The 12,344-nt window shown below is 60.9% G+C and carries 11 protein-coding genes; 4 read left to right on the forward strand and 7 right to left on the reverse strand.

The features are described from left to right. Positions 1 to 166 precede the first annotated feature (166 nt). The 5 genes from ACA066_RS28050 to ACA066_RS28070 form a co-directional block, all read right to left on the reverse strand. Positions 167 to 1,405, reverse strand: a complete 1,239-nt coding sequence (locus tag ACA066_RS28050; RefSeq protein ID WP_497697452.1) for a heme biosynthesis protein HemY — start codon at positions 1,403 to 1,405, stop codon at positions 167 to 169. After that, positions 1,402 to 2,556: a uroporphyrinogen-III C-methyltransferase gene (locus ACA066_RS28055; protein WP_497697453.1), complete on the reverse strand. Its 1,155-nt coding sequence runs from the start codon at positions 2,554 to 2,556 to the stop codon at positions 1,402 to 1,404. Before ACA066_RS28055 ends, ACA066_RS28050 begins: the two co-directional genes overlap by 4 nt. 16 nt (positions 2,557 to 2,572) lie before the next feature. After that, positions 2,573 to 3,340 (reverse strand): uroporphyrinogen-III synthase, encoded by a 768-nt coding sequence (locus ACA066_RS28060; RefSeq protein WP_497697454.1) that lies wholly within the window; start codon positions 3,338 to 3,340, stop codon positions 2,573 to 2,575. Then, positions 3,337 to 4,278, reverse strand: a complete 942-nt coding sequence (gene hemC / locus ACA066_RS28065; protein WP_497697455.1) for a hydroxymethylbilane synthase — start codon at positions 4,276 to 4,278, stop codon at positions 3,337 to 3,339. Before hemC ends, ACA066_RS28060 begins: the two co-directional genes overlap by 4 nt. A gap of 138 nt (positions 4,279 to 4,416) precedes the next feature. After that, entirely contained in the window at positions 4,417 to 5,163 is a 747-nt protein-coding gene (locus ACA066_RS28070; protein ID WP_017341431.1) for a LytR/AlgR family response regulator transcription factor, read from the reverse strand. Between the two features lie 448 nt (positions 5,164 to 5,611). On the opposite strand from ACA066_RS28070, the gene argH reads away from it, so the two are divergent. Beyond that, entirely contained in the window at positions 5,612 to 7,006 is a 1,395-nt protein-coding gene (argH, locus tag ACA066_RS28075; RefSeq protein ID WP_497697456.1) for an argininosuccinate lyase, read from the forward strand. Between the two features lie 120 nt (positions 7,007 to 7,126). Here argH and ACA066_RS28080 read toward each other — a convergent pair whose 3' ends face one another. After that, positions 7,127 to 7,786 carry a glutathione S-transferase family protein gene (locus ACA066_RS28080; RefSeq protein WP_497697457.1) on the reverse strand — a complete coding sequence of 220 codons (660 nt, stop codon included), beginning with the start codon at positions 7,784 to 7,786 and terminating at the stop codon, positions 7,127 to 7,129. A gap of 125 nt (positions 7,787 to 7,911) precedes the next feature. On the opposite strand from ACA066_RS28080, the gene ACA066_RS28085 reads away from it, so the two are divergent. The 3 genes from ACA066_RS28085 (at position 7,912) to ACA066_RS28095 (ending at position 11,882) form a co-directional block, all read left to right on the forward strand. Further along, positions 7,912 to 8,208: a hypothetical protein gene (locus tag ACA066_RS28085; RefSeq protein ID WP_497697458.1), complete on the forward strand. Its 297-nt coding sequence runs from the start codon at positions 7,912 to 7,914 to the stop codon at positions 8,206 to 8,208. 397 nt (positions 8,209 to 8,605) lie between these two features. After that, positions 8,606 to 8,851, forward strand: coding sequence for a TIGR02647 family protein (locus tag ACA066_RS28090; RefSeq protein WP_094470036.1), 246 nt, complete (start codon positions 8,606 to 8,608; stop codon positions 8,849 to 8,851). A gap of 184 nt (positions 8,852 to 9,035) precedes the next feature. Next, positions 9,036 to 11,882, forward strand: a complete 2,847-nt coding sequence (locus tag ACA066_RS28095) for a class I adenylate cyclase (protein WP_497697459.1) — start codon at positions 9,036 to 9,038, stop codon at positions 11,880 to 11,882. A gap of 7 nt (positions 11,883 to 11,889) precedes the next feature. Here ACA066_RS28095 and rnk read toward each other — a convergent pair whose 3' ends face one another. Beyond that, the gene (gene rnk / locus ACA066_RS28100) at positions 11,890 to 12,300 is read right to left on the reverse strand and encodes a nucleoside diphosphate kinase regulator (protein ID WP_017341437.1); all 411 of its coding nucleotides are present in this window, start codon (positions 12,298 to 12,300) and stop codon (positions 11,890 to 11,892) included. Positions 12,301 to 12,344 lie beyond the last annotated feature (44 nt).

The following is a 12,344-nucleotide window of genomic DNA, read 5'->3' on the forward strand; positions in this document are numbered from 1 at the left end:
CCTCTGTAGGAATTTGTCACCAACAGACCAGGACCGTAAGAATTAACGTCTTTGTGGCGAGGGAGCTTGCTCCCGTTCGATTGCGCAGCAATCGTAAATCAAGGGGTTGCTTCGCAACCCGGCGGGAGCAAGCTCCCTCGCCACAGGTTTCACCAGCCGTTAACTTTTAGACGTTTGCAGGCACCGGCAACGGCGCTGCCAACAGGCGTTCGTCCAGCAAGCCAAGACCTTCCTGGAACAGCTGATTGCTGCGCTCGGTGTCGCCCAGTTGCGCCAGCAATCGCGCCAGCTCCGCGCAGGCTTCCGGGTTGCGCTGCACGCGCAGGCTGCTTTCCAGATAGTCCCGGGCCTTGCCCCACAGACTGTTTTGCAAACACAGACGACCCAGGGTCAGCAACAGGCTCGGGTCGGCCGGATGGTTCTTCAGCCAGCCCTCGGCGGTTTGCAGCTGGCGTGCCGGATCACTGCCGCGAACCAGTCCGTAAAGGCGGGCCAGATGGCTGTCGTAGTTGCGCTTGAGCGCCGTTCGCAGAACCTCTTCGGCCTCGACCTGGGCGCCGACTTGCCGAAGCTGCTCGGCATACGCCAACACCAGTTGCGGTTCCTGGCGCTGCGCCGAGGTGAGTTGCTGCCAGGCGCGGTTGAGCGATTGCAATCCGACGGTTCCGTCTTCTTCCTGACGCGCTGCCAGGGACAGGTTTTCACCCCAGGCCCGGCGCTCCAGTTCGGCCAGCTCGGCCGGTGGCAGGACCTTGTCCTTGCGCAGCTCCGGCAGCAGGCGAATCACGGCCGACCAGTCACCGCGCTGTTGATGCAAACGCTGCAACTGGCGCAAGGTCTGGACGTTATGAGGGTGACGCTCATGCATGGCCTGCAAGGTCACCAGAGCGCCGTCGGTGTCGCCGCGATCGGTTTGCAGTTGAGCGTGGCTCAAGGCAATCGCCAACTCGGCCTGGGGCTGGCGTTCCAGCGCACGCTCCAGCAAGTTGTCGCTTTCCTCGTAGTGGCCTTGCTCGTTGGCGGCGCGAGCAGCGCCGAGGTAGTAAAGCAACGGCTGGCGCTCGGCTTCGGCGGCGCGATGCAAATGACGCTGTGCGCTGGCCCAGCGACCTTCGGCCAGGTCCAGCTGACCGTGCTCGATCGCCACTTGCACCCGACGACTGCGATTGCGCCGCGACCAGGGATTGACCACGCCACTGGAGGTCGTGACCAGTTCGACCAACGCCTTGATGCCCCAGAACACCAGCCACAACACCGCCACCAAGGCCAGGGTCGCCCACAGGCTCGATTCGAAACGGAAGCTCTTGTAAGCGATCAGCACGTAGCCGGAATGCTCGGCAATCGCCAACCCCAATGCGGCGGCAGCGGTGATGACCAGAAACACGATCACATAGAGACGCTTCATGGCGTGGCCTCCTGCAGGGTGCTTGCGGCAGGCTTGGCCATGGGTTTGATCGAGTCCTCGGCGTTGACATTACGTCGCTCGAGATAACCCTGAACCGCGCTCAGCGTGCCGGTCAGATCCGGCGTGACCACGGTGACCGGCTGCTTGCTCAGTTCGCCAACTTGCTCGAGCATCACTTTGCTCTGCGGGTTGTCCGGATTGAAGTTGCCTTTGAGCACGTCCCGGGCCTCGGCCAGCGCCTGGGTGTAAACCGCGGCCTGACCGTTCAATGCCGCCCACTGCGCCTGTTCCAGCGCCAGGCTCAGGGCCAGACGCACCTGGCTCAGGCTATGGCCTGCCAGCAGCGGACGCACATTTTTATCGGCGTTGAAATCGATGCGGATGTAACGCGAGATTTGATCCCACCACTGCGCCCAACGACTGGCGCCGTCGCCATCGGCGGTCAAACCCAGCAGGGAGTCGCCGCGATCCTTGTACTCGGGTGCCAGTTCGGTGAGGTTGATCACCTGATCGCGCAGCGCACCCAGTCGCAGGAAAAGACCGGTGCGATCCGGCTGTTCGGTGCTGCGCAAGGCGACCAGGGTTTTCGCCACTTGTTCACGTGCGGCAAAGGAACCCGGGTCGTTCTGTTCGCGAAGAATTTCATCGGCGCCCTGCACCAGCGCCTGAGCGCTGCTGATGTCCTGCAACGCCGAAAGCCGCAGGCTGGCCAGGCGCAGCAAGTGCTCGGCCTCGGCCAGACGCCAGTCCTTGCGGCTCGCGCCGAGGACGGTTTCCAGTCGTTGATTCAAACGCTGCTGATCGCCTTGCAGTTGAATCACCAGACGGCTGCGAGCGTCCAGCTCTTCTGCGGCAGGCATTTGCTCAAGGCGCGCACTCAGGCGCTGTTCGTTCAGCTTCAGACTTTGCGCCTGATCGTTCAACGCCTGCACCTGGCTCAACTGCTGCTGCGTATTGGCTTGCAGGTGACGCACCTGCCAGACGCCCCAACCGCCTACCGCCACACCGGCGGCGCCCAACAGCAACGCGACTATTGCCAGCCCATTGCCTCGGCGCTGCTCGGCAGCAGGTGGCGCAGTTTCAACCGGAGCTTCAACCGGCGCATCAAGCACTGGCTTCACGTCATCTTTAGGCAAGGCTGTTTCGTTCACGTATCCATCCTTTGCATTAGAGAACGGGTTCGGGATGCTCCCGTAACGCCGTCAGCAAAGCCGCGGCACTGGCGCCACGACAATCCACAACTGTTTGGGCCCCGGCGGCACGTGCCAGCTCGGCAACCCTGGGGCTTGGAACAAACAACGGCAACCGCGCCAATTGCGGCCAGGCAGCGCCGGCCAATTGATGCAGGTGCTCAAAACCCTGTCCACTGCTGACCACCAGCCCGTTCAAGCGTTCCGCCTTGATCCGCTCTGGCAGTGCTGCTGGCGGGTACTGCGGCAGGTCGCGGCGGTACAGCTCCAGATACTCGACACTAGCACCAAGCTCGCGCAAACGCTCAGCGAGCAACTCGCGCCCGCCCTCTCCCCGCATGATCAATACCCGTGGATCGTGCCGTGTGACAGCCTCGCGCAACGACGCAAGTTCCAGCAAGGCTTCGCTGTCATCACCCCCGGCCGGGAAACTCACGTCCAACCCGTGCTCATCGAGAATCTGCGCAGTCGCGGCGCCCACGCTGAACCACTTCAGGCGTGGTGGTTGCGGCCAATATTGACTGACCAGATCCACCGCGATTCTGGCGGCCGGCTTGCTGACCACGATTACCGCGTAGTACCGATCCAGATGCTGAATCACTTCGCGCATTGTGTCAGAGGCAGGAATCGGTTCAATTTCCAAAAGCGGCAAACTGCTGCTGAAAATCCCCGCTTCGGCCAAAACAACACTCAGCGCCGCCGACTCATCCGCGGGACGCGTCAGCAGCAGGCGCCAGCCCGTCACTCGTGACCTGCCTCGCCATAGACCGCTTTCAGAATGTCATTGGCGCCCTGATTCAGCAGGTCTTCGGCCACTTGCACACCCAACGCTTCGGCATTGCTGCGCGGCGCACGAGCCTCGGCGCTGAGCAGCAGGCCGCCGCTCGGATCGCCCACCAGACCGCGCAACCAGATCTGCTCGCCTTCCAGCACGGCGTAACAGGCGATCGGCACCTGGCAGCCGCCATTCAAATGTTTGTTGAGGGCACGTTCGGCAGTGACACGGGTGGCGGTGTCCTGATGGTGCAGCGGTGCGAGCAAGGTGTGGATTTCATTGTCGGCGGTGCGGCATTCAATACCGACGGCTCCCTGGCCACCGGCCGGCAGGCTGTCATCGACGCTGATGGCCGAGGTGATTCGATCTTCGAAGCCCAGGCGAATCAGGCCGGCAGCCGCGAGAATGATGGCGTCGTATTCACCGGCATCGAGCTTGGCCAGGCGCGTGTTGACGTTGCCGCGCAGGAAGCGGATTTCCAGGTCTGGGCGGCGGGTCAACAACTGGGCCTGACGACGCAGGCTGGAGGTGCCGACGATGCTGCCTTGCGGCAGTTCATCCAGGCTGGCGTAGGTATTGGAGACGAATGCATCACGCGGGTCTTCTCGCTCGCAGATGCAGAACAGGCCGAGACCTTCAGGGAAATCCATCGGCACGTCTTTCATCGAATGCACGGCGATGTCGGCTTCGTTCTCCAACAGCGCGGTTTCCAGCTCCTTGACGAACAGGCCCTTGCCGCCGATTTTCGACAGCGGTGAGTCCAGCAGCTTGTCGCCGCGACTGACCATGGGCACCAGCGTCACGAGCAGACCCGGATGGGCCGCTTCAAGACGGGCTTTGACGTATTCGGCCTGCCACAGGGCGAGAGCACTTTTGCGGGTGGCGATGCGGATTTCGCGAGAGGACATGGATCAATCCGTACTGAATAGATACGGCGGATAATAACAGCTCAGTCAAATCCACTTTGACTTGTATCAGGTATTGCCTGGCCTCCCTGGCCCCGGATGTCCGGCAATCGGGTGAGAAATTCGCCTGCGGATGGCGAATTAAAGCTGTTGCATCATTTTGCGCACACCGGCCACATGACGCCGGCTGACGATCAGGGCATCGCCGTTCAGGCCTTTGAGGAACAGCTGAAAGTGTCCCAGAGGCGTGCGTTGCAGGCGCTCGATGCGTTCGCGAGCGACCAGGGCGTTGCGGTGGATGCGCACGAATCGGTCACCGAATTCATCTTCAAGGGCCTTGAGCGGTTCATCCAGCAGCACTTCGCCGCCTTCATGGCGCAAGGTCACGTATTTGTGGTCGGCGATAAAGTAGACCACCTGACCCAACGGGATCAGCTCAATGCCTTTACGGGTACGCGCGCTGATATGGCTGCGCGGGCCGCTGCCGGTTTCGGCGGCGGGACGGGTCAAGGCCGCAAGCTGGACACGATTAGGCCGCTCGGCTTTTTTCAACGCTTCATGCAATTGTTCTGTACGCACAGGTTTCACCAGATAGCCTACGGCGCTGGCCTGTAAGGCTTCCACGGCAAATTCATCGGGCCCTGTGCAAAACACCACGGCAGGCGGGGTTTCGCGTTCGCACAATCGGGCAGCCACTTGCAGGCCATCGAGGCCGGGCATGCGGATATCGAGCAACACGATATCCGGCTTGTGGCTGTCGATCAGTGCCAACGCTTCTTCGCCGTTCGTGGCGCTGGGCTCCAGGACGCTGTATCCCTCGAGTTCGCCGACCATTCGGCTCAGGCGCTCGCGGGCAAGGGGTTCGTCATCAACGATCAGGACATTCATATTGCGCTGGATTCCTGCGTGAGTCTCGCACAAGGATAGCGTAGACAAGTGGAGTGACGTCCGTCACCGCGATCCACGCTAAGACTAGCGCGAGGGCCAAAAAGTGCCGCCCGTCCGACCGCTAATTGTTTATTTGCCGGGCAATTGGCGGTTGGCGAGGCATCGCCGTAGGGTTTGCTGATACACAATATGAACACCCCCCTCTTCTTATAGTCCGCTGCAGCGCCGGGAAGTGCGCTGATCCTACTGACCAACTGTAGACGGTTGCCGGGACGTTATTGCTCAATTGAAAAATATCGTTGCGCAATTCAGGCCACGCTGGCTTCGAGCATAGGCCGGGACCCGAGAAAAAAACGTGTCGACCAGTGTCAGCGACAGGATTGGCAACCCTGTTATTATCCGCGACAGCTTTCAACGCCATCTTTCTTCAGCCGATACGAGCGAATTCATGAGCACTGACAAGACCAATCAGTCCTGGGGCGGCCGCTTCAGTGAACCCGTCGACGCCTTCGTCGCCCGCTTCACCGCCTCCGTCACCTTCGACCAGCGCCTGTATCGCCACGACATCATGGGCTCGATCGCCCACGCCACCATGTTGGCCAAGGTCGGCGTGCTGACCGATGCCGAGCGCGACAGCATCACCGATGGCCTGAAGACCATCCAGGGTGAAATCGAGGCCGGTCAGCTCGACTGGCGCATCGACCTCGAAGACGTGCACATGAACATCGAGGCGCGCCTGACCGACCGCATCGGCGTGACCGGTAAAAAGCTGCACACCGGCCGCAGCCGTAACGACCAGGTCGCCACCGACATTCGTCTGTGGCTGCGTGACGAGATCGACCTGATCCTGGCGGAAATCACCCGCCTGCAAAAAGGCTTGCTGGAACAGGCCGAGCGCGAAGCCGGCAGCATCATGCCGGGCTTCACCCACCTGCAAACCGCGCAGCCGGTGACGTTCGGTCACCACATGCTGGCCTGGTTCGAAATGCTCAGCCGCGACTACGAGCGTCTGGTCGACTGCCGCAAGCGCACCAATCGCATGCCTTTGGGCAGCGCCGCGCTGGCGGGCACCACCTACCCGATCGACCGCGAATACACCGCGCAACTGCTGGGCTTCGACGCCGTCGGCGGCAACTCGCTGGACAACGTGTCCGATCGTGACTTCGCTATCGAGTTCTGCTCGGCCGCGAGCATCGCAATGATGCACTTGTCGCGCTTCTCCGAAGAGCTGGTGCTGTGGACCAGCGCGCAGTTCCAGTTCATCGATCTGCCGGACCGCTTCTGCACCGGCAGCTCGATCATGCCGCAAAAGAAAAACCCGGACGTGCCGGAACTGGTGCGCGGCAAGACCGGCCGAGTCTTCGGCGCGCTGATGGGCCTGCTGACCCTGATGAAAGGCCAGCCACTGGCTTACAACAAGGACAACCAGGAAGATAAAGAGCCGCTGTTCGACGCCGCCGACACCTTGCGCGACTCGCTGCGGGCCTTTGCCGACATGATCCCGGCGATCAAACCCAAGCACGCGATGATGCGCGAAGCGGCCTTGCGCGGTTTCTCCACCGCCACCGACCTGGCTGACTACCTGGTGCGTCGTGGCCTGCCGTTCCGTGACTGCCACGAAATCGTTGGCCATGCCGTGAAGTACGGCGTGGAAAGCGGCAAGGACCTGGCGGAAATGAGCCTGGAAGAACTGCGCAAATTCAGCGACCAGATCGATCAGGACGTGTTTGCGGTGCTGACGCTGGAGGGTTCGGTGAACGCCCGTGACCATATCGGCGGGACTGCGCCGGCACAGGTCAAGAAGGCGGTAGCTCGCGGTCAGGCATTGCTCGCCAGCCGCTAAAAGCTTCGCGGGCAAGCCTCGCTCCTACAAGGTTGATTTCGTGCCGCATGGTTGCGAACGACACAAAACCCGTAGGAGCGAGGCTTGCCCGCGAATGCGATCTTGAAAACGCTACAAGACTTACTTCTTGGACGCGATCATCGCCATGAATGCTGGCATCGCCGCTTCCTTGTCCGCCGCAATTCGCTGCACGTTCGGGTTCTGCTCCAAACGTTCCAACAGCGCCTTGGCCGCCGGCATCTCCGCCAGCAAATCCAGGTCAAACAGCTTCTGCCCCACCGCACGGGCCAACGGCACGCTGTACAGGAAATACAAATCCGCAAGGCTCAGGCTTTCACCTGCTACATAAGGGGCAAATTTCCCGTGCCGTCCAAGCGAGGCAAAACCCTGCAGCAACTCGGCTTTGGTCTTGTCCTTGATCGCGTCGGGCACTGGCATGCCGAAAAATGCTTCGCCGTAACAGGCACGCCCCGGCAGTTCGATGTACAGCTCGATTTCCTTGGCCAGCGCCAGGACCTGCGCCCGCTCGAAGGGGTCGCTCGGCAGCAGCGGCGTGCCTTTCTGGCTTTGCTCGATGTATTCGAGAATCACGGCGGTTTCGTTGATGAAACCTTGCTCGACACCCAGCACCGGCACCTTGCCGCGCGGGCTGATCGCCAGCGCCTCGGGGCTCTGGCCGGCGTAAAACGGCACTTCTTCGAACGGCAGCCCTTTCTCCAGCAGCGCCAGTTTCACCATGTTGTAGTAGTTGCTGACGGAAAATCCATAAAGCTTGAGCATCACATAGCCTCCAGGCCGTGCGGGGTTGGCAGTGCCTGCTTTATAGAACGCCAAGGCGTTTCTCGCCAGCAGCATCATGGCGCTGAATGCAGGTAAACTGGCCGCCTTTCCTTGAGGAGCCTGCCATGAGCGAGCCAATCCCCGACAACAACCAAGACGATATCGACGAAGAAGAGTTCGCCGAAAACACCCTGATTGAAGCCATCGAAAACCAGATCGAAAGCGACAACCCGCCTGCCGCCAAGGCGACCTTCAACAAGCTGACCCTGGTGGGTTACGAGCGTGACGAGATCCTCAACCTGATGGCTCACGTTTTGGCGGTGGAAATTGACGCGATCCTCGAAGAAGACCGCGCGTTCAACACCGAATGGTACGAAGCGGCGCTGCGTGCGCTGCCAGAGCTGCCGCCGGAAAAGAAGTAACCCCGACACCTGTGGCGAGGGGATTTAGCGGACCGCCGCACCGCCCCGTTCGGCTGCGCAGCAGTCGTAAACCCTGTGAGCGCGGTTTACTAGAAACACCGCGATCACAGGTTTCAGGGCCGCTTCGCGACCCAACGGGGATAAATCCCCTCGCCACAATAAATCCCCTCGCCACGGGCAATCTCCACATTCCAAAGCCTGCTCCCACACAAATTGTCACCCATCATTCCTGCCTTCCCCCAGACCCTGACTACACTGGTACGCACCCCGCTGCCGCACCACCCGCCGGGGAATGCTTCCCAAGGTGAAAAACCCTGTCGCGAGCACTGGACATGCCGCACGAGTGGGATCACCTTAGGGGCGCTGTCGTCCAATTCCTAGAAAGTCTGGAGTCCTTATGTCGCTTACCCCTGAGTTGGTTGCCGAACTGGAAATCCTCGCACTCTTCAACCTGGACAGTTCCCAGGAAGGTTTGAAAATTCATCAGACCGCTGCCCCTAAAGCTATTGCTGCCGCTCAACGCCTGTACGAAAAAGAACTGATCGACCAGCCCGATGGCGGTTATCTGACCAGTCTGGGTCGGGATGCCGCGCAAAATGTGCAAACCGTCCTGACCATTCTGAGCGTCCAGGAAACTGCCTGAGCATCACCGCATCGCCCACGGAAACCCCTGCTACGGGATTTCCGCGGGCACACTTCGTTGCACAGCGATAGAAATCTGACGTCAAAAAACAAAATCCGCTTAAAAGTCCTGCGACCGAGGCGCTAAACTGCCCTCCATTCTGAGACCTCCGACGTCCGAGCCCTGCGAGCCGGTTTGAGCTGACATGACCCGCACCCATGAAATCCGCCCTGATCTGGACGAGGGGATCGACCGCAAGGTTCTCAGCCAGCTGCGCGCACGCTTTTTAAAACTCAACGAGCGCCGCATGGCCCGCGCCATGGAAGGGCTGTCGACCCGCCAGCAAGGGGTGCTGACCCTGCTGCCGCTGTTTTTCCACGTCAATCATCCGTTGTTGCCGGGTTACGTTTCGGGCAGCACGCCCGCCGGGCTATCGAACTTCGAGCCCGACGCCAATGCCCTCGCCGAAGCCCAACGCCTGACCCGATCGTTTTCCTACAAGCCGCGCCACGGCAGCAATCCGCCGCGACCGATTCACGGCCTGTTCCTGATGGGCAGCCTCGGCACACTCGCCCAGGCCGATCAGAGCGACATGGACGTCTGGGTCTGTCACTCGCCGGACTTGAGCGAAAGCGAACTCAACGAGCTGCGTAAAAAGTGCCAGTTGCTTGAAACCTGGGCCGCGAGCCAGGGCGCCGAGGCGCATTTCTTCCTGATCGACCCGGCGCGCTTCGTGCTCGGCGAGCGGGACAATCAACTGAGTTCGGAAGACTGCGGCACCACCCAGCATTATCTGCTGCTGGACGAGTTCTACCGCACTGCGATCTGGCTGGCCGGACGCACGCCGATCTGGTGGCTGGTGCCGGTATACGAAGAGTCCGCCTACGACCGCTACACCCACGCGCTACTGTCCAAACGCTTTATCCGCGCAGACGAAACCCTTGATCTGGGGCATCTGGCGTACATCCCGCCCGGCGAATTCATTGGTGCCGGACTTTGGCAGCTGTACAAGGGCATCGAGTCACCCTACAAGTCGGTGCTCAAGCTGTTGCTGATCGAGGTCTACGCCAGCGAACACCCCAGGGTTCAGTGCCTGAGCCTGCGTTTCAAGCAAGCAGTGTTCGCCAATCGGCTCGACCTCGACGAGTTGGACCCGTACGTCGTGGTCTACCGACGCATCGAGGAATACCTCACCGCGCGCGGCGAACCGGAGCGTCTGGAGCTGGTGCGCCGTGCGCTGTACCTGAAGGCCAACCGCAAACTCACCGGCAGCAGCAGTCGCACCCAGAGCTGGCAGCGCTCGTTGCTTGAACGCCTGGCCCACGAATGGCACTGGGATCATCGTCAACTGGCCCTGCTCGACAGCCGCAGTCAGTGGAAAGTCCGCCAGGTCAGCACTGAGCGCCGGGCGCTGGTCAACGAACTGAATTACAGCTACCGCTTCCTGACCGAATTCGCCCGCAGCGAACAGACCGTCAGCCTGATCAACAAGCGCGACCTCAACGTGCTGGGGCGACGTCTATATGCGGCGTTCGAGCGCAAGGCGGACAAGGTCGAGTTCATCAACCCCGGCATCTCCCCGGACCTGGCCGAAGACACCCTGACCCTGGTGCACGCGCCCAACAAAAAAGAATCGGGGCAAACCCAGTGGGGCTTGTACAACGGCAGCCTGACCGCCCACGAGTGGGAGCACTTCGCGCCGATCAAGCGCAGCCGCCAATTGCTGGAGTTGCTGACCTGGTGCCATCGCAACGGCGTCATCGATAGCAGCACCCGTCTGGCCTTGCATCCCGGCGAGAGTGATCTGAGCGAGTTCGAACTGTTCAACCTGCTCGGCAGCCTGCAACAGAGCATCGCCCTACCCTTGCCCACCGTCGCCGAAGAACCCTTGTTGCGCGCCAGCGTGCCGAGCGAGGTGCTGATTCTGGTGAACGTCGGCGTCGATCCGCTCAAGCATCACCGCGACCTGAACATCCTCATGACCACCGAGCGCACCGACTCCCTGAGTTACGCCGGGGTCCGGGAAAACCTGGTGCTGACCCTCGACCAAGTCACGCTCAACAGCTGGAACGAGGTGCTGGTCAATCGCTTTGACGGCCCTCACGCCCTGCTCGACTGCCTGCGCGATTACCTCAATAACCTGCCGAACGGGCCGCGACAGCCCAAATTGCGCGTACGTTGCTTCTGCCATAACCGCGCGCAGTTCATCGCCCAGCGGGTTGAAGAAGTGATCGACACCGCGCAGAACCTGCTGCTGAGCAAACTCAATCATCGCTACCTGATTCAGGTCCAGCAGCATTACCACGTGCTGGAACTGGTGCCAGGGCAGGTCAATCACGTCGCCCTCGCCACCCTGCCGGCGCTGTTCGATTACTTGGGCGAAGAGCTGGCGAGCTACAGCCCGCTGCACCTGGACCCGATGGCGCTGGAAGATCAGGACCTGGCGCTGATTCTGCCCATGGGCCAGCCGGACTGTATTCAGGTGTTCTACCGGATTCACGACGACCAGGCCGATCTGTACGTGATGGATGAATTCAATGCCTTGTGGCAACAGCGTTTGCCCTATCACGACGAACAAAGCCTGCTGGTGCCGTTGCAACGCTTCCTGCAATCGATCCAGTACCGGCGCGATGCCTTGCTGCCGATGGACGCTGCCCAGCCATTGAGTCTGGACACGCTGTATTACCAGCTGTTGCCATCCGGCCCTGGGCGAGCCCGTCGGGTCGAGCCCAAAACCGCACCGCAAACCCCGGTCAACAAACCGTTCTACGACGTGCAGGCGATCGTCGGCAAAGCCGCACCGGGCGAAGTGCAGGTCACGTTGTATTGCAATCAGCGGGAATTTTCAGAGCTGGAACACGGCGAGCAACTGTTCAGCGTGGTTGCCCGGGAAATCGTCGAGCAGCGCCGCGAGACCGAACGCTATCGCTGCTACATCACCGACCTGGACCTCTCGGGCCTGCTCGGTGATGGTCAGAGTTCAAGCAATTTGTATTTGCGCTACAAGGCCGATCTGGAGCGCGCATTGAACGACGCGCTCGAGCTGGTCTGAGGGAAGGTTATTCCGGGAAGTCGCCGCCATGGGCGGGCTGCGATTCAACTGCCAGCAGGGTCAGTTTCAGGGTCTTGCCACCGGGTGCCGGCCAGTCGATGTGCTGTCCAACCTTCAGGCCCAGCAATGCGCTGCCGACGGGCGCCAGAATGGAGATTTTGCCTTCGTCAGCGTTGGCATCCTTGGGATACACCAACGTCAGGTGATAGTCCTTGCCGCTACTTTCTTCACGGCAATGCACACGGGAATTCATGGTCACGACATCGGCGGGCACTTCATCGTGACCGACCAGCGTATCGGCGCGATCCAGTTCGGTTTGCAGCGCGATAACGCCCGGCAGCGTGTCGTCCAGGCTGTCGATCAGGCGTTCCAGACGCTGAACGTCCAGACGAGTAAGGGTGATGGAAGGTGCGGTCATGATAGAGGCAGACTCCTTTCTTCTGCACAGAAAAAGCAAAACCC

It is taken from the genome of Pseudomonas sp. LBUM1651 (genome assembly GCF_059716135.1).